This is a genomic window from Pantoea sp. At-9b, assembly GCF_000175935.2.
Lineage (GTDB): Bacteria > Pseudomonadota > Gammaproteobacteria > Enterobacterales > Enterobacteriaceae > Pantoea.
On the sequence record NC_014837.1, the window covers coordinates 3,649,067 to 3,667,506 of the forward strand.

An 18,440-nucleotide genomic window follows, 5' to 3' on the forward strand; every position below is an offset into this window, starting at 1 on the left:
TGTCATGAACTGCACCCATAATCCATAAGTGAAGCTTAATTCCTGAATGATAGCTTTAAGCAAAAGGTAACATAAAAAAGTGCTTTTCACATGATTTTATGCACGTTTTGCAAAACTTTAAAAACAGATTAAAATCATATTGTTATAAATGATATCAACAAAATAAATACACTTCAGTGGTCATTTTGCATCCTTTTATGTTGACTTGATGATTTTCTGTAGATAATTTCATTCGTATCAGAAACGATCAAATTTAAAAGATTTATTTGATTATTTCTCTGTTTTTCAGGGTTTTTTCTCTGATTTTTAATTACAGATTAATATGTACCCTGGCTAAATTAAATCAAACCAAAAATAGATAACAAAGAGTTGTCAATTATCTGTAGCTGACACCTTAGACTTCGATAACATATTGAAGTATCAGGTTTTGCGTACCATTATGTCTATTACATTGAAATGGCTGTAGAAGTGGCAGGAATACGCCTGCATAACTACAGATATAAGAGTTCGAAGCCTGACGCAGGGATAATTCACTGTGAACCTTGCCCGCGATCAAAAAAGGACGCATGCGTTTAAGCGCATGCGTCCTTTCTGAAGGAATCAACTTACAACGTCGTAATGGTAAAATTTTGCTTAACCACTATTTGATAAGTCGATTCCGTATTATCCGCCCGTTAAGACTTGAACCTCTTAACCAGCGTGGATTGATGCAGAATTTTGGTGCCCGAACCCGGAATCGAACCAGAGATTCGTTTCCTGAACAATAAAATCACCGAACAACAGCAAGTTACCTGCACGCTTCGATTCCGAATCTACCGCTGTTCTTTACTATATGGCAACATCAGCTCTACTCAAGGCTTTGTAGCGAGTGAAGACAGAAATCTGAGCTGGAAAATGGTATTCTTTAAGGCAATCAACTCCCTTATGAATGTCGTACGGTGTCGCCAGATGGAAAAGAACTTAGAATTTGAAAATCACACAGTAACAGAAGGTTATGAGAAAAATACAACGTGTGTTCATGATTCTTTCTCTGAGGCTTTGACTATTTACAAACATGCGGAAGGATGCTCCCCGCTTTTGATGTGCGGCGACGCTCTAGACGTTCTGGCACAGCTCCCCTCTGATTCTATCGATTTCATCATGACTTCTCCTCCATACTGGGGCAAACGAGAGTATGAGAATGGAGGAATCGGATTAGAAGTTGATCCTATGGACTTTGTAAGAAATTTGGCTGAAATTTGTTTACAGATAAAGAGAGTCTTGAAGCCAACAGGATCGTTTTGGTTGAATCTTGGAGACACATATAAAGATAAAGCTTTATTAGGATTACCTTGGCGTGTAGCTTTTGAGCTAACGGATAACCAAGGATGGATTCTAAGGAATAGTGTCATTTGGAACAAGTTGAAAGGCGGCATGGATAATAGTGCTGACCGTCTCGGTAATGTGCACGAAAATATATTCCATTTCGTTAAGAAAAATAAAGGTTACTACTACAACGCTGACGCAATTCGTACTAAACCCAGGGATGCCAAAGTAGTTAATGGTTCCGTGGTATCAGCGACCGGTGTCTCTGGTGTCAGATATAAAAGACAAATAGAACTATCCACGACATTAACACCACAAGAGAAAGTGAATGCTCTGTCAGCATTGAATTGTATGCTTGATGATATTTCAGCTGGAAAGTTTTCTGATTTCAGAATGGTCATTCGTGGACAACAAAGGACCACTCATTCAGAAAGTGAGAAGGTATCTGGAAGGGCAAAAGAACTCAGGGATAAGGGGTTTTATTTTCTGCGTTACCACCCTAAGGGCAGTAAGCCCGCTGATGTTTGGGATATTCTTCCTGAGGATACTCAAAAGAGGAAATCCCACTTTGCAGCATACCCATTGGATCTTTGTAGAATTCCGATTCTAGCTACTTGTCCAGAAAATGGGATAGCATTGGACCCATTTTCCGGCACTGGTTCAACATTGATTGCTGCATATGAGCTGGGTCGCAAATCTGTGGGAATTGATATATCTGAAAGATATTTAAAACTTACTACGGAAAGGTTCAAGTTATTAAAATGAGCAAAATCATAGAAATATTTGGGTTAGGTACGCACTCAGCTCAAAATTGGGAGCGTGTGATTCAGGAGCAACATTGCCCTTTTAGACAAAGGGTGTGTTTCAAAACCAGAAAATCAGATCCTGGCCTCGCAATTGGTACATGTACTGTCCTATATGGCAGGGATCCTCAGCCAGTCATGATTTGTCCTGCGAGACTGTTGGAGAGAGGTCAGATTTTTGCAGATTGCTTACATTTGCTGACCAACCATGAACCTGGGAATGAACTACATGTAGTTCCGGAAGTTAGAATTCCCGGTGGTAGTGTAGACTTCTTTTTGGTTTCTGTAAGGAATGACAGAGTAAGAGATTTTGTTGGTATTGAATTACAAACTATGGATACGACAGGGACTGTTTGGCCTGAAAGACAACGTTTTCTGAGAGAGGTTAACGTTGCTCGAAATGATGAGGCTGAATTCTTAGGAAGTTCATATGGTATGAACTGGAAGATGACGGCCAAAACGATTTTGGTTCAGATGCACCATAAAGTGAAGACTTTTGAACATATAAATAAGAAGCTTGTGTTAGTGGTTCAGAACCATTTACTAAATTATATGGCCGGTGAATTTAATTTTGCCCATTTGAATCAACCAGCAAGCCTTGGTGACTCTCTTCACTTTCACTCATATAGCATGAACAGAATTAATGAAGAATACAGAATCAGCATGAATGCAAGGCTTAGTACCGATGATGACGGTATTTCTCAATGTCTGGGTCTTCAAGCTGAGGCGCGTGTTGAGTTAGAGCAGATAATAATGCTCCTTGAAAGGAAAGTAGGTTCAGGAACATTGTTCAGAATGTTCTAGTAGTGGCCCCACGTGAAGGGGCCGTTTTTATCTAACGCCTTTAAATTCGGCTGATATAATTACATCACCTTGCAAGAATACTCACCGCTGCCACCGCTTATCATTTTGAGGGAGTGACCTGCTCCCTGTTGATTAACACACCACGATGTTAGTAATGTCTTCATCAGCAACCTGAGGACATCCCCGCGAAGAAGCGTTTTTCTGACGCGACCTTCTACACCTGGCGTAAGAAGTTTGGTGGTATGGAAGTACCTGAAGTAAAACGCCTTAAGTCGCTTGAAGAAGAGAACGCCCGTCTCAAGAAGCTGCTCGCCGAAGCCATGCTGGATAAGGAGACGCTTCAGGTGGCTCTGGGCCGAAAGTTCTAACGACAGACCAGAAGCGGGAAGCAGTGGAAGTCATGTGTGAGGCCGCATGTCTGTCGCAACGTCGTGCCTGCAGGCTGGCAGGTTTGCCTGTCTACCTGCCGTTATGCGGCTCAGCGACCGGCTGCTGACACGCAGTTATCTGTCCGCATCACAGAGCTGGTGCCTGAACGTCGGCGCTATGGTTACCGGCGTATCTGGCAGCTTCTGCGGCGTGAAGGTCTTTGCGTTAATCACAAGCGGGTTTACCGCATTGAATACTGGGGGCAAGTCATGGGGATGGAATCGTTGACTACGCTCCGGTGATCAACTTCCTGAAAAATTCAGCATATGAAGGCTGGATTATCATCGAAGCCGAACAGGATCCAGAGAAGGCACCACCTTTAGAGACGGTGAAAAAAGCCAGAAAGTGGGTTAGTGAGCAGGTCGGTATCTAAAGTTTAAAAGCGGAGGGCTGATACGTAGGTCTCCGCAATAACCAAACATTTTCTGGAACCAATTCTCCCGCCATTGTATTAAGCCACGTTTATCATATTTCTGGCTTCACTCTCTTAGTCAGCGAAAAAAGTGAGTAAATGGCAGTAGGGTTGACAGTATCTGATAAGATAGTAATTATTTGCAGCAACGAAAAAAGAGAGCTTGCGCTAACAAGCTCTCTTTCTTGAGAGTTACATCACCGATGTGTACATGATGTGAGAATCAACATCAGCAATTTCCACCCTCTCTAACCGCCCGTCAGTTTCTCACTCTGACCAGCGTGCTTCGATTAGTGGTGCCCGAACCCGGAATCGAACCAGGGACACGGGGATTTTCAATCCCCTGCTCTACCGACTGAGCTATTCGGGCAACGGGGCGCATTAAACCCTAACCAGCCCGCACCGTCAAACGCTTTTCAGTGAAAAGCGACTGACTGCCGTCTTTTGCAGCAACCAATGGACTGAATGGTAAAAAATCGTGCCCGGCCACGCTTTTTTCGGTGAATTTTTAATCACCCCTGCCGATAACCGAACTGATACCATACCAATAAAATAAGGTTCACCATGTTTACCACCATCACATCAGGAATTCTGTCACGCCTTGCGTGGCAGCGGCGTAGCCATCGTGCAGCCACGCTTAACGCGTTGCATGATGCTATCGCCATTATTGAGTTCACCCCGGAAGGACGCATCCTGACCGCCAATGACCTGTTTCTCACGTGCATGGGATATACATTGGCGGAAATCGTCGGCCAGCATCACAGCCTGTTCTGTACCAGCGATCTCATCCAGTCACCGCAATATGCTGATTTCTGGCGACGACTGAATCGTGGCGAGGCCTTCAGCGATAAATTCCTGCGCGTGGCTAAACACAGCCGACCAATCTGGCTGGAAGCCAATTATGTACCAGTACAGGATCGCAGTGGTCGGGTGATCAAAATCATCAAACTGGCGACGGATATCACCGGGCACATTGTTGATGCTCAGGAACAGCGCGCGATGACCGCCGCCATTGAGCGTTCGATGGCGGTCATCGCCTTTAACCTGAAGGGTGAGGTACTGCAAGCCAACGCCAATTTCCTCAATACTATGCATTATCAAGCCAGCGAGATCATCGGTCACCATCACAGCCAATTCTGCACCGTCGAGTTACGTAACAGCCCGGAATACCAGCAGTTTTGGCAGAAACTGAATCGTGGCGAATTTATCTCCGGCCAGTTTCAGCGCGTGAACAAACAGGGTGACACCGTCTGGTTACGCGCCACCTATAACCCGATCTTTAGCGAAAGTGGCGAGCTATACAAAGTGGTGAAATTCGCCACTGATGTCACGACGCAGGTTGAGAAAAATCAGCAGGAACGCAAGGCAGCACAGCAGGCATATCAAACCGCACAGCAAACCACCGCCAACACTCGTCTGGGTGCCACGGTGATTGAGAACAGCGTACAAACCATGCATGACCTTGCCAGCGATCTTCAGGGGATTTCCGGCGATATCAATAACCTGAGCAATTCATCCGACCGTATCGGCGCGATTGTCGAAGATATTCGTAGCATCGCGAATCAAACCAACCTGCTGGCACTGAACGCCGCCATTGAAGCGGCGCGGGCCGGTGAACATGGCCGCAGCTTCGCGGTGGTCGCCAACGAGGTACGAACCCTGGCCGCCAACATTAACCGTGCCACCAGCGAAATTGAAAGCAAAGTGCAGCAAAACCACCTGCTGGCAGACAAGGCGCTGCAAGGCATCGAATCTAACCTGAAACGTGCCGATCAGGGCGTGGCACTGGCACAACAGGCCGGTGGCGTGATGACTGAAATCCGCGACAGCGCTGATGATGTGGTACGCGCCATTAGCCATGTTTCCGACACATTAAAAGGCGAGTAATGCCTCGCCACGACACCGCTGACATAAAACTGTCATCGCGGTGTCGTACCCTCAGATTATTCTTAATATCATGCCAGATCTCCGCTATGCAGTTGCCCGATTTACGCGCAGGCCTTGCCGCCCTGTCGAGCCGTTACCGCGCACGTTCGCTCTGCATTGCGGTACCCTTCGTCACACCCGCCAGCGATAACCTCGCTGTTATGGCGTTGTTTACCGATCACAAAGATTTGATTGGTCTGCCGGTGGTTGAGGAGGGTAAACCCTTCGGCATGATTAACCGCCACATCTTTCTGTCACAAATGGCGCGTCCGTTCTTTCGTGAGTTGTATGACCGCAAAAGCTGCATCGCCTTTATGGATAAGCATCCACTGGTGATCGATGCCGACACCCCGCTCGACCAGGTGGCTCAACAGGTGGTCGCCAGCGGCGATAAATCCGTAACTGACGGCTTTATCCTTACGGAGGCTGACCGCTACATCGGCATTGGCCTGGGTATCGACCTGATTCGTACCGTCTCCGATTTACAGGCGCAGCAGCACCAACAGATTCTGCAAAGCATCGATTATGCCCGTGTGATTCAGGACGCGATGCTTGAGCGCTCCAGCCAACAAATGGCATTGCAGTTACACGACTGGTGCCTGCACTGGCAACCGCGCGACGGTGTGGGCGGCGACTATTACGCCTTTCATCAGGATGAACAGGGCTGGCTGGCATTGATTGCCGATTGCACCGGACACGGTATTCCCGGGGCCTTTATGACGGTAATCGTGCAGTCCGCACTGGAAAATGCGCTGCAACAAAATCGGCGTTCGCCTTCAGAGCTTTTGCAGGCGTTGAATCGTCATATCAAACAGACGCTCGGGCAGCTCAGTGCGTCACAACAAACTTCGCACTCCAACGACGGCTGCGATGCCATCGCCCTGCGGCTGGATACCCGGCAACATCAACTCAGTTGGTCCAGTGCGCGTCTGCATGCCTTACTGCAACCCACCGTCGGTCCAGCCGAGGCACTGGCCGCTGACCGTACTGGCGTAGGGTATACCGATACGCCGCTGGATTATGTGTGGCAACAACACCAACGCACGCTCACCCCGGGCGATATGTTGTTGGTGATGACCGATGGCGTTACCGATCAGCCTGGCGGGGATCGGCAGATTATGTTTGGTAAGAAACGCATTCAGGCGCTGGTCAGCCGCTATCAGACCCTGCCAATGAGCGAGCTTTCCCAGGCGTTTCAACAGGATTTTCTCCACTGGCAAGGCAACCAGCCACGACGCGATGACGTCACCTGGTTTGGCTTTCGTTATTAACTGAGCCGTAAACATCATGAATATCGAGTCGCACGTCAGCGTCACACTGCCTGAGCAGGTGGCACTGCACTACACCGGCTTTTTTTCGCCCCAGAACATCACGGCGATGGGCGAGGTGATTAAAGTTTTTCTCGAAAACCAGCAGGCACCGGTGAAGGTGCGCCGCCGCCTGTTTTCCAGCTTCGTCGAGATCGTGCAGAACATTCTGCGTTACTCGCAGGACAGTCGCGCCTTAAACCACGAGGAGCAGGATTTCCGCTTCGGTACCGTGTGTTTACGCATCGACGGAGATAACTACGTACTGGAGAGCAGCAACCTTGTCGATCAGGCGGCATGCGACCAGTTACGTTACTGGCTGGATATGTTGCGCACCATGAGCAATGAAGAGATTAAGCAGGCATACCGTGTTGGCCTGCGTAGCGAAAGCCCTGCCACCAGCAAAGGGGCGAATATCGGCTTATTGACGCTGGCACGTGATGTCAGCGAACCGCTGGAGTATGAACTGCGCCCGTTGGAAACCAGCGGCTTCGCAACCTTTTGGCTGAAAGCCACCATCCACCAGGATTGATTTTGTTATGCAAAACCTCGTTATCGCCGCGACCGACAGCACCCCCGATGTGGACTTCAATTTTGCCGATCATCTCTTCTCCCTGCGTGGTGAATCCTGGCCGGAGAATGCGGCGGCGTTTTATCGCCCGCTGCTGGATGCACTGGAAAGCTGGGCACCGCAAGACCCACGCCCGCTTACGGTCAATATCGCCCTGCGCTACTTCAATAGTTCCAGCACCAAAATGCTGTTTAGCTTGTTTGATCTGTTTAACCAGCGCGCGCAGGCGGGACTGACGGTGGAACTGAACTGGTTTTATGATGAAGAAGATGATGTCTCTGAAGAGTTTGGTCAGGAGCTGGCGCTGGACTTCACCGATCTCCAGGTGAAGCTGCGGGCGGAAATGGCCTCATGATCGATCTTAATGAGCTGTTCCGCGAGGAGAGCGAGGTGCTGCATCGCTCGCAGGATGTGGCCGCACAGTCCTCGCTCAGCGCTGAGGATTACCGCAACGCGTTGCTCAGGCTCAATCGCCACTATCAACGTCTGATGCGCGAAACCTATCGTCTGATTTCGCGCAGCGACCGCGCCGAGCGCGAACTGAACCGCGTCAATGAGCAGCTCAACCAACTGGCGCAGGAACTGGAATATAAGGCCACGCACGATCCGCTGACCGCCGTCTGGAACCGCAGCGCCATTATTCAACGTATTATGCTGACCCTGGCGCATGGTCCGGCGGCGCTGATCATTCTTGATATCGACCACTTCAAGAAAATCAACGATGAGTTTGGTCATCCGATGGGCGATAAAGTGATTTGCGAGCTGGTTTCACGCGTGCAGGCACATTGCCCGGCGGAAGCCAACATCGGGCGTATCGGCGGAGAAGAGTTCACCGTGCTGCTGCCCCATTTTCGGCTGTCAGACGCGGTGATTGTCGCCGGTGCCATTCACGCTTCGCTCAATGCCTCACCGCTGGCGGTGCTGCCGGGCCAGCTCGTGACCGCCAGCCTCGGCGTCAGCTATGGCAAACCCGGCTCTGACTTTGAAACGCTCTACAACAACGCTGACGCCGCCCTGTACGATGCGAAAAACCATGGCCGTAACCGGGTGTTTTTCCGTTAGCGGGCCGCTGGCGCGTTAGCGATATTCGCGGTCTCCACCGGCACGGCTGGCGGTGGCAGGAAGATATGGTCGAGGATGTTACGCATCACCGGCGCAGCGGTAATCCCTTCATTTCCCCCATTCTCCAAAATCAACGCCACGGCCACTTTGGGATCGTTAAAAGGTGCGAAGGCAGTGTAGAAGATATGGTCACGCAGGCGCGTCGGGATCATCTTCGCGTTATACACCTGGTTCTGCCGTAGGCTAAATACCTGAGAAGTTCCGCTTTTTGCCGCAATGCCATAAGGCGCGGTGTGGAAATATTTGTAACCGGTGCCGTTCGGCGCATTCGCCATGCCAAACATCGCATGACGCACCAGCGACCAGTAAGGTGATTTCGGGTCGCCAATTTGCGGCTGCGGATCTTTTGCTTCATAAGGCTGCTGAGTGGTGCCAAGCTGCACTTTGCCCAACAGATGCGGATTAATCACCCGGCCATTATTCAGCAACGCCACCAGCGCTTTCACCATCTGAATCGGCGTCGCAATCCAGTAGCCTTGCCCAATCCCTACCGATACCGTATCGCCCTGATACCATCCTTTTTTATGGACTTTTTGCTTCCATTCACGGCTCGGCAGCAGTCCGGCGTACTCTTCGTTAAGATCGATTCCGGTCGGTTTGCCATAGCCAAACTGGCTAAGCATATGATGGATACGATCAATGCCCATCATAAACGCCACCTGATAAAAGAAGGTATCGGCTGACTCCTCAATCGCGCGCGTCACATCCAGCATGCCGTGACCGCTTTTTTTCCAGTCACGGTATTTACGATCGGTGCCCGGCAACGTCCAGGTTGGTGCGCCAAAGAAGGTGGTTTGCGGGGTGATGACACCGGTTAACAACGCTGACATCGCCATATAGGGTTTCACCGTCGAAGCTGGCGGATAAAGCCCCTGGGTGACACGGTTAATCAGCGGCAGATTCTTATCCTGCAACAGGGTTTTGTACGCCTGATAGCTGATCCCTTTCACAAACGGGTTTGGGTCATAGCTGGGGCTGGAGACCATCGCCAGTACGCTGCCATCATGGGGATCTTCAATCAGCACGGCGGCGCGCTGCCCCACCAGTTGGCTCTCGACATACTGTTGTAAATGCAGGTCCAGCGTCAGATAGATATTTTTCCCGGCCACAGGCGGCACTTCTTTCAGCACGCGCACGATGCGGCCGTGGTTATCGACCTCCACTTCCTGATAACCCGTTTTGCCGTGCAGAATCGATTCGTAATAGCCTTCAATGCCCTGCTTACCGATGTTGTGGTCAGCGGCATAGTTCTCACCGACCCCCGCTTCGTTCAGGCGTTTGTAGTCGTTATCGTTGATCTTTGACACATAGCCGACCACATGCGCCAGGTCAGCACCATAGGGGTATTGGCGATCCTGATAGGTATCAATGCTCACGCCCGTGAAGCGGAATTGATTGACCGCAAAACGTGCCACCTGCTCGTCAGTCAGTTCTTCTTTCAACACCACCGGTTTGTAGCGGCTGTTTTGCTTGAGGTTTTTCCAGAAGGTATCGATCTCTTCCGGCGTTAAATCGACAATCGGGGTGAGCGCCGCAATGGTCGCCTTCATATCATCGATTTTGTAAGGGGTCAGCAGGATGTCGTACCAGGTGACATTACGCACCAGCGGAATGCCGTTGCGATCGTAGATCAACCCACGCGTCGGCGCGATGGGGATCATTTTGATGTCGTTTTCGTTGGAACGCGTCGCGTAATAGCTGTTCTCATCTACCTGCAAATGGTAGAGATTCACACCGAGGATAGTGAAACAGATCACCACCAACGCAAAGGCCACGATCGCGCGGCGGACAAACAGTTTCTCTTCGGCTTCGAAATTACGGAAATTCATCGGGGGGCTTTATCTCATCGTTAGCCCGCTAATGATAGGGAGTTCTCGCCTCAGAGCCAGCAGGAAGATGCACAAGCTTGGGTAAAAGTGTGACAGATGGTTTCACCCCTCACCCTAACCCTCTCCCGCAAGCGGGAGAGGGAACCGATCGAGCATATGGCACATCTCCCGCAAGCGGGAGAGAGAACCGATCGAGCATATGGCACATCTCCCGCTAGCGGGAGAGGGAATCGATCGAGCATATGGCACATCTCCCGCTAGCGGGAGAGGAAATCGATCGAGCATATGGCACATCTCCCGCTAGCGGGAGAGGGAATCGATCGAGCATATGGCACCTCTCCCGCAAGCGGGAGAGGGAATCGATCGAGCATATGGCACCTCTCCCGCAAGCGGGAGAGAGAACCGATCGAGCATATGGCACATCTCCCGCAAGCGGGAGAGGGAATCGATCGAGCATATGGCACATCTCCCTCTCCCTCATGGGAGAGGGCCGGGGTGAGGGTAACCAAGCGCAGAGGAATTAATCCCCCAGCAGCACCGACTCCAGCGCGATCTTAATCATATCGTTGAAGGTGGTCTGACGTTCAGCCGCCGTGGTCTGCTCGTGGGTACGGATATGGTCCGATACGGTACAGATCGCCAGCGCTTTCGCACCAAACTCCGCTGCCACACCGTAAATACCGGCCGCTTCCATCTCAACACCGAGGATGCCGTACTTTTCCATCACGTCGAACATCTGCGGGTCCGGCGTGTAGAACAGGTCAGCAGAGAAGATGTTACCCACGCGCGCGTCAACGCCCAGCGCTTTAGCCGCATCAACCGCATTACGCACCATATCGAAATCGGCAATTGCCGCGAAATCGTGATCTTTGAAGCGCATACGGTTCACTTTAGAATCGGTACTGGCACCCATGCCAATCACGATATCACGCAGTTTCACGTCAGCACGCACCGCGCCGCAGGAACCCACACGGATAATCTTCTTCACGCCAAACTCGGTGATCAATTCTTTGGCGTAGATCGAGCAAGATGGGATGCCCATACCGTGGCCCATCACCGAAATTTTGCGACCTTTGTACGTCCCGGTGTAGCCTAACATGCCGCGTACATTGTTCACTTCAACCGCATTTTCGAGGAAGGTTTCTGCAATGTGCTTCGCACGCAGCGGATCGCCCGGCATCAATACCACGTCCGCGAAATCACCCATTTCTGCATTAATATGAGGCGTTGCCATCGTTATTTTCCTTATTAAAAATTGGTCGCTGTTTTACAGCATGCTTTTGCCGTAGTCCATGCTGGACAGGCCAAAATAGTGCGCAATTGTCTGGCCGATATCGGCAAAGGTATCACGATAGCCGAGGGAACCGGGTGTCACTTTCGGCCCGTAGATCAGCACCGGAATGTGTTCACGCGTGTGTTCGGTACCGTGCCAGCTCGGGTCACAGCCGTGGTCGGCAGTCAGGATCAGAATATCATCCTCTTTCACCAGTTCCATCAGCTCTGGCAGGCGACGGTCAAACAGTTCCAGACCGCCAGCATAACCGGCGATATCGCGACGATGCCCCCATGTTGAGTCAAAATCGACGAAGTTGGTGAACACAATCGACTGATCCGGCGCTTTCTTCATTTGCGCGATCGTGGCGTCGAACAATTCATCCAGACCGGTGGCTTTCACTTTTTGCGTGATGCCCTGCTGGGCATAGATATCCGCAATTTTGCCGACGGAAATCACTTCACCGCCCTTCTCATCCACCAGCTTTTTCAGCATGGTCGGTGACGGCGGTTCAACCGCGAGATCGTGACGGTTGCCGGTACGCTGGAAATGACCCGCCTTGTCGCCCACAAACGGACGCGCAATCACACGGCCAATGTTGTAGCCGCCTTCGGTCAGTTCTTCACGGGCGATTTCGCACAGCTCGTACAGCCGTTCTAATCCAAAGGTCTCTTCGTGACAGGCAATCTGGAACACCGAGTCCGCCGAGGTGTAGAAAATCGGCTTGCCGGTTTTCATGTGCTCCTCGCCGAGCTGATCGAGGATCACCGTCCCGGACGAGTGGCAGTTGCCGAGGTAACCCGGCAGATCGGCGCGTTGTACCAGTTTATCCAGCAGTTCCTGCGGGAAGCTGTTCTCTTTATCGCTGAAGTAGCCCCAGTCGAACAGCACCGGCACACCGGCGATTTCCCAGTGGCCTGACGGCGTATCTTTACCGGAGGAGAGTTCGCTGGCATAGGCGTAAGCACCGATAATTTCCGCACGCGGATCTAACCCTGGCGGGAAGCGCCCGGTGGAGAGTTCAGCCGCTTTACCCAGACCCAATGCGGTGAGGTTGGGCAAGTGCAGCGGCCCTTCACGGCCTTGATTAGCCTGGCCTGCAAAGCACGCTTCGGCGATATGGCCGAGCGTATCCGATCCTTCATCGCCGAACTTAGCGGCGTCTTTGCTGGAGCCGATCCCAAAGGAGTCGAGCACCATAATAAAAGCACGTTTCATGCAAGTCTCCTGCGCAACTGCGCGATGACAAGTCAAAAAAAAGCGATCAGATCAGTATACCCGAATGGCCCCGGCCTGGCACGCAACGGCGGCAACTATTCGCTGATGCGACGATAAACCACCGGCGTTTCCGGCGGTGCGCTGTCGCTCAGGGTGATGGCCGCTTTGACCGCAGCGGCAGCCTGCTGCCACTGCGCTTCGGTTGTGGCGTGGATCACCGCCAGCGGGCGCTGCGCATCGGCCTGCGCGCCGAGGGTGATCATTTCGCTGAAGCCAACGCTGTAATCAATGGTGTCGCTGGCGCGTTGACGACCGCCTCCCAGTGCCACCACAGCCATTCCAAGCGCACGGGTATCCATTGCGCTGACGATACCTGGCTGGTCGGCATACACCGCTTTGCTCAGCATCGCGGCGGGCAGGTAGTGATCCATACGCTGGACAAAGTCTGTCGGCCCACGTTGTGCCGCCACCATACGGCCAAATACCTCTGCCGCCTGGCCGTTATCCAGCACCCGTTGCAGCTGCTGGCGGGCCTCGGCATCGTTTGCCGCCAGCTTGCCAGACATCAGCATTTCACTGCACAGCGCCAGCGTCACCTCCAGCAGGCGTGGATTACGCGCTTCTCCGGTCAGGAACTGCACCGCTTCCCGCACTTCCAGTGCGTTGCCCGCGCTGGAAGCCAGCACCTGATTCATGTCAGTCAGGAGCGCCGTGGTTTTACAGCCTGCACCATTGGCTACGCCCACAATGGCCTGCGCCAGATTTTCGGAAGCCTCGAAGGTCGGCATAAAGGCGCCGCTGCCCACTTTGACATCCATCACCAGCGCATCCAGCCCTTCCGCCAGCTTTTTCGCCAGGATCGATGCCGTGATCAGCGGGATCGAATCGACCGTGGCGGTAATATCGCGTGTGGCGTAAAAACGTTTGTCAGCCGGTGCCAGCGAGTTGGTCTGGCCGATGATCGCCACGCCATTTTCTTTGATGATCTCACGGAAGCGATCGTCGCTCGGGAAGATGTCAAAACCAGGGATCGCTTCCAGCTTATCCAGTGTACCGCCGGTGTGACCCAAGCCACGGCCGGAGATCATCGGCACATAACCTCCGCAGGCAGCAATCATTGGGCCAAGCATCAGCGACGTCACATCGCCCACGCCACCGGTCGAGTGTTTATCTACAATCGGACCGTTGAGGTTCAGCGCCTGCCAGTTCAGCACAGTGCCGGAATCACGCATCGCCATGGTCAGCGCCACGCGTTCGGCCAGCGACATATCGTGGAACCAGATGGTCATCGCCAGCGCGGCGATTTGTCCCTCAGATACGCTGTTATCACGCACGCCATTGATAAAGAAACGGATCTCCGCTTCACTCAATTCACGACCATCGCGTTTTTTGCGAATAATTTCTTGTGGCAGGAACAAGGTTGCCTCCCCTGGAACGCAGAAAATGTATCGATTAATAACCCGCTTTGCTGGCGGTGGTGGCATGGCCCAGCGTATTGAGCAGGCTCGCCAACAGGCTGGAAGCACCAAAGCGGAAGTGGCGCGCATCGGCCCAACCCGCGCCGAGGATATCATCAGCCAGTTGCAGGTAATGGGCGGCGTCTGCTGCACTGCGCACACCACCCGCCGGTTTAAAGCCCACCTGCTGCTGCACGCCTTTATCACGGATGACACTCAGCATGATGGCGGCGGTTTCCGGCGTGGCATTGACCGGCACCTTACCGGTGGAGGTTTTGATAAAGTCGGCACCGGCATCAATGGCGATTTCGGACGCGGCGCGGATCAACGCCGCATCTTTCAGTTCACCGCTTTCAATGATCACCTTCAGCAGCACATTCGCTGCCGCACAGGCATCTTTACAGGCTTTCACCAGATCAAAACCGATCTGACGATTGCCCGCCAGCAGCGCGCGATACGGGAACACCACGTCTACTTCATCCGCACCGTAAGCGATCGCCGCGCGGGTTTCCGCCAGCGCGATGTCGAGATCATCGTTGCCATGCGGGAAGTTGGTCACGGTGGCGATACGAATGTCCGGGGTGCCCTGCTCGCGCAGCGCTTTGCGTGCTACCGGGATAAAGCGCGGGTAGATACAGATGGCCGCCGTGTTACCGGCGGGTGACTTGGCCTGGCGGCACAGCGCAATGACTTTCTCATCGGTATCGTCATCGTTCAGCGTGGTCAAATCCATCAGTTGCAGTGCGCGCTGCGCGGCTGCGGTGAAATCAGTCATGGTGCTCTCCAAAAAAGTCAGCCTGACGGAATCGGCCCGCCAGAGAGTGTGAGAATTCTAACAACGTAAGTGACGAAATATTCGATCATCCATCACATGAAAAAAGAAAACTGCGCAGATAATACATTTAATTAGTGATAAAAATCACAAAAAGCCCGGCATGCCGCCCGCATACGCAGGTGCACGGGATGTGATTATTATCACATGAATTGCAGGAATTGTGTCGCTACCGCCCTGTAAATGTAGTCAATTCAGAGCAGCGCGCAGGGAGCAACCCGGCTCAGTGCGGGAGATGGAAGACGCGCAGGCTGTTTTGCCATAGCGCATCAGCGATGACATCCGGGGATTCGTGGCGCAGCTGGCACAACACCTCAAAGACCAGACGCGCCCGCTCCGGACGGTTGGGCTCGCCCTGATAACCGTTCAGCGGCATATCAGGCGCATCTGTCTCCAGTAACAAGGAATCCAGCGGCAGCGCTGCGATGGTGTTGCGGGTTTTACTGGCGCGTTCATAGGTAATGGTGCCGCCGACGCCAATCGCATAGCCAAGTTGGATAAAGCGCTGTGCCTGTTGCAGGCTGCCGGCAAAGCCGTGCACCACGCCCCGGCGCGGCAGATCGTGACGGCGCAAATGCAACGCCAGCTGATCGTGGGTACGGCGTGAATGCAGGATCACCGGCAGATCGTAGCGTTTTGCCAGTTTCAGCTGCCCATCCAGCAGCCGGGTTTGTTTGTCGAACTGGGGATCGTCCATATACAGATCGAGGCCGATCTCCCCCAGCGCCACACGTTTGGCATCCGGGGTGTCCAGGCATTCCGCCAGTTGATCGAGGTGCGTATCCTGATGCACCGCGATCTGAATCGGATGTAGTCCCAGCGCGGCATATAGCGCAGCATGTTGCTGTGCCAACTGGCTGACCCGCGCAAAGCGGCTGGCATCCACGCTCGGCACAATAATCCGTTCTACCCCTGCCTGCGCTGCCTGCGCAATGCTCGCTTCTGCCGCGTCGACAAAGGGCGGGAAGTCAAAATGACAGTGGGTATCGATAAATCTCATGCCAGCGAGCCTGCATCATAATCAGCATCATTACCGGCCACGTCTGGGGTGTTAACCTCGCGGTTATCCGGCGCATTCGCCACCGCAGCGGGTGGCGTGACGACAGTATGCCGTACAAACGGCTCGGCATCACTCAGCCACTGGCCGAGCGTGGCGAGAAAATAGCGTCCGCAGCGCCGCCCCAGATGATAATCCTGATTCAGCGCGGCGATTCGACTCCCCAGCGCGTTACTGGCCAGCGGTTTAGGTGGAAAGATCTCAATGATGCGCAGATCATCCGGCGGCTGTTCGATAAATTGCTGAATATCGCGATAGCTCTCTTCGTGCTGATGCAGGATGTTGATCATCGGCTGTAAGGCGCTGTCGCTGAGCCAGCGTTCCATCCGCTTGATCCACTTTGGCGTGTAGGACATCTGCGACGGGACAGTGCGGATCACCACAATGGTATCCGCACCACGGCGGGCCGCTTCACGCACCGGGATGGCATCGCTGATGCCACCGTCAAGATAGCTGATGCCATCCATCTGCACACCGCTGCGATAGAAACCGGGAATGGCGCTGGAGGCCCTGATGATATCAAGCCAGGTATTGCGGGTCGGGCTGAAGTAATGCGCGCTGTAATCATCACTGCGGCAGGCACACATATAAAACTCACTGCCTTTGGCAAACAGCCCCTCTGCGGTGCTCATCGCCAGCGGCAGTTCCTGACGGGTGATATCCACCAGCCAGTCCAGATCGATCAGGTTGCCGCCGCGTACAAACCGCACCGGATCAAAGAACAGTTTGCTGGTGGTGTAACGGGTGATCACCCGCCGCGCATAACCCGGTTGAGCGCAGACAAATGCCGAGAGGTTTTGCGCCCCTGCGGAAGTGCCGAGCATCAGGTCAAAAGGATTGAAACCTGCGCGCTGAAACTCATCCAGCACACCGGCGGTAAAGATACCGCGTTGGCCGCCGCCTTCGCACACCAGTGCAATTTTGTTGGATTTGAATGGCGTGAGCGCTAAGGGTTCGATGGTTCCCAGCGTCACAGGGATGCGTATACCCAAGATATGTCCCTCAGCGGTTCTTTCTCTGAGGGTGCTAAAGCGCAGAATCGCCACCGCCCGCAACCCGGAGAACCAGTCATTATTATGCCCTGACTGGTCTCCGCTTCAGGCTACTGCCGGGTGAGCGAACTATGACACAGCGTCAGGGTCGTTTACGCCCGGTAAACAGGCTGATGAGGAACAGAATAATACCGACAATAAAGACAATTTTAGCTGCCCATGCTGCCGTACCTGCCAGACCGCCAAATCCTAATGCTGCAGCAATCAGTGCGATCACCAAAAAGATAATGCCCCAACGAAACATAAGCCTCTCCTTACCATCGTGAAAATCGAACTGCTTAGTTCATCCCAATGTGGGTTGTGCAGATAGATGTTGTTATTACGCTGCGGCTGATAAGGCGGCCGCAGCGCCCAGGGTTAAGATTTGACCGTCAGGTCATTCTTGACACTTTTCACGCCTTCAATGGCTTTGGCGATTTGCTCGGCGCGGTCCGATTGCGCCTTATTCGCCACCGTACCGGACAACTGCACCACGCCATCCGTGGTTTCCACCTTCACGTTACGCGATGGCACAATGTCATCCGCTAAAAGTTTAGCTTTGATTTCACTGGTGGTTGCCGCATCCCCGGCATAACCTTTCAGTGATGTGGTTTTGCTGTCTTTAACATGCAGTTTGTCACTGACGGATTTCACCCCTTCAACTTTCTGCACCACGGCAACGGCTGTTTCCGCCTGCTCCTGGGAAGTGACAAAACCGCTTAACGTCACCACGCCCTGATGCGTTTTCACTGAGATATCCGTGCTTTTTATCGCTTCATCATCCACCAGTGCCGCTTTGGCTTTGGCGGTGATGCCGCTGTCGTCCATGTACCCACCGACTTTTTTCATAGAACTATCGATTTTCGCCCCGGCACTGTCGGCAGTTGTCTGCGCTTTTTGCGTCAGAGAGTCGTCGGCCAGTGCTGCGCCACTCATCAGGGCCGAACCGGCCAGAGCAGCAATCAGGGTTTTGGCAATCTTAGTCTTAATCATCGATATCATCCTTCTATCAGTTAACTCATCCGCACCTGCGGATGCGCCAGCAACAAACGGCGTTGCTGCGA

The 18,440-nt window shown here is 52.8% G+C and carries 16 protein-coding genes, 1 tRNA gene and 1 pseudogene; 8 read left to right on the plus strand and 10 right to left on the minus strand.

The window, feature by feature from the left end:
- The first annotated feature begins 948 nt into the window (after positions 1-948).
- The 3 genes and pseudogenes from PAT9B_RS16715 to PAT9B_RS30290 all read left to right on the plus strand — a co-directional run.
- The gene (locus PAT9B_RS16715) at positions 949-2,070 is read left to right on the plus strand and encodes a site-specific DNA-methyltransferase (RefSeq protein WP_150105798.1); all 1,122 of its coding nucleotides are present in this window, start codon (positions 949-951) and stop codon (positions 2,068-2,070) included.
- Positions 2,067-2,912, plus strand: coding sequence for a NotI family restriction endonuclease (locus PAT9B_RS16720; protein ID WP_013510462.1), 846 nt, complete (start codon positions 2,067-2,069; stop codon positions 2,910-2,912). Before PAT9B_RS16715 ends, PAT9B_RS16720 begins: the two co-directional genes overlap by 4 nt.
- A gap of 188 nt (positions 2,913-3,100) precedes the next feature.
- Positions 3,101-3,532: pseudogene (locus PAT9B_RS30290) on the plus strand (IS3 family transposase); the annotation flags it as partial.
- Between the two features lie 515 nt (positions 3,533-4,047).
- Here PAT9B_RS30290 and PAT9B_RS16730 read toward each other — a convergent pair.
- Positions 4,048-4,123: transfer RNA gene (locus PAT9B_RS16730), tRNA-Phe, on the minus strand.
- Between the two features lie 194 nt (positions 4,124-4,317).
- Here PAT9B_RS16730 and PAT9B_RS31360 point away from each other — a divergent pair.
- The 5 genes from PAT9B_RS31360 (at position 4,318) to PAT9B_RS16755 (ending at position 8,619) form a co-directional block, all read left to right on the plus strand.
- On the plus strand, positions 4,318-5,640 hold the full coding sequence (locus tag PAT9B_RS31360; RefSeq protein ID WP_013510463.1) for a PAS domain-containing methyl-accepting chemotaxis protein: 1,323 nt from the start codon (positions 4,318-4,320) through the stop codon (positions 5,638-5,640).
- An 86-nt stretch (positions 5,641-5,726) separates the two neighbouring features.
- Positions 5,727-6,950 (plus strand): SpoIIE family protein phosphatase, encoded by a 1,224-nt coding sequence (locus PAT9B_RS16740; protein ID WP_041525854.1) that lies wholly within the window; start codon positions 5,727-5,729, stop codon positions 6,948-6,950.
- Positions 6,951-6,966: 16 nt separating this feature from the next.
- The gene (locus tag PAT9B_RS16745) at positions 6,967-7,518 is read left to right on the plus strand and encodes a SiaB family protein kinase (protein ID WP_013510465.1); all 552 of its coding nucleotides are present in this window, start codon (positions 6,967-6,969) and stop codon (positions 7,516-7,518) included.
- A 7-nt stretch (positions 7,519-7,525) separates the two neighbouring features.
- Complete coding sequence (locus PAT9B_RS16750; RefSeq protein ID WP_013510466.1) at positions 7,526-7,912, plus strand: DUF1987 domain-containing protein; 387 nt, start codon at positions 7,526-7,528, stop codon at positions 7,910-7,912.
- The gene (locus tag PAT9B_RS16755; RefSeq protein WP_013510467.1) at positions 7,909-8,619 is read left to right on the plus strand and encodes a GGDEF domain-containing protein; all 711 of its coding nucleotides are present in this window, start codon (positions 7,909-7,911) and stop codon (positions 8,617-8,619) included. The genes PAT9B_RS16750 and PAT9B_RS16755 overlap by 4 nt, the downstream gene beginning before the upstream one ends.
- Here PAT9B_RS16755 and mrdA read toward each other — a convergent pair.
- The 9 genes from mrdA to osmY all read right to left on the minus strand — a co-directional run bounded on the left by mrdA (position 8,616) and on the right by osmY (position 18,369).
- Positions 8,616-10,508 carry a penicillin-binding protein 2 gene (gene mrdA, locus PAT9B_RS16760; RefSeq protein WP_013510468.1) on the minus strand — a complete coding sequence of 631 codons (1,893 nt, stop codon included), beginning with the start codon at positions 10,506-10,508 and terminating at the stop codon, positions 8,616-8,618. The genes PAT9B_RS16755 and mrdA overlap by 4 nt on opposite strands.
- Positions 10,509-11,028: 520 nt before the next feature.
- Positions 11,029-11,742 (minus strand): purine-nucleoside phosphorylase, encoded by a 714-nt coding sequence (gene deoD, locus PAT9B_RS30645; RefSeq protein ID WP_013510469.1) that lies wholly within the window; start codon positions 11,740-11,742, stop codon positions 11,029-11,031.
- A 33-nt stretch (positions 11,743-11,775) separates the two neighbouring features.
- Complete coding sequence (deoB, locus tag PAT9B_RS30650; protein WP_013510470.1) at positions 11,776-12,999, minus strand: phosphopentomutase; 1,224 nt, start codon at positions 12,997-12,999, stop codon at positions 11,776-11,778.
- A gap of 95 nt (positions 13,000-13,094) precedes the next feature.
- The gene (deoA, locus tag PAT9B_RS16775; RefSeq protein ID WP_013510471.1) at positions 13,095-14,417 is read right to left on the minus strand and encodes a thymidine phosphorylase; all 1,323 of its coding nucleotides are present in this window, start codon (positions 14,415-14,417) and stop codon (positions 13,095-13,097) included.
- A 34-nt stretch (positions 14,418-14,451) separates the two neighbouring features.
- Positions 14,452-15,231, minus strand: a complete 780-nt coding sequence (gene deoC, locus PAT9B_RS16780; protein ID WP_013510472.1) for a deoxyribose-phosphate aldolase — start codon at positions 15,229-15,231, stop codon at positions 14,452-14,454.
- 280 nt (positions 15,232-15,511) lie between these two features.
- Positions 15,512-16,288, minus strand: a complete 777-nt coding sequence (locus PAT9B_RS16785; RefSeq protein ID WP_013510473.1) for a metal-dependent hydrolase — start codon at positions 16,286-16,288, stop codon at positions 15,512-15,514.
- The gene (locus PAT9B_RS16790) at positions 16,285-17,337 is read right to left on the minus strand and encodes a patatin family protein (RefSeq protein WP_013510474.1); all 1,053 of its coding nucleotides are present in this window, start codon (positions 17,335-17,337) and stop codon (positions 16,285-16,287) included. Before PAT9B_RS16790 ends, PAT9B_RS16785 begins: the two co-directional genes overlap by 4 nt.
- Before the next feature lie 142 nt (positions 17,338-17,479).
- A complete protein-coding gene (locus PAT9B_RS29765) occupies positions 17,480-17,641 on the minus strand; it encodes a DUF1328 domain-containing protein (protein ID WP_013510475.1) in 162 nt (53 codons plus the stop codon).
- Positions 17,642-17,754: 113 nt separating this feature from the next.
- Complete coding sequence (osmY, locus tag PAT9B_RS16795; RefSeq protein WP_013510476.1) at positions 17,755-18,369, minus strand: molecular chaperone OsmY; 615 nt, start codon at positions 18,367-18,369, stop codon at positions 17,755-17,757.
- Between the last annotated feature and the right edge of the window lie 71 nt (positions 18,370-18,440).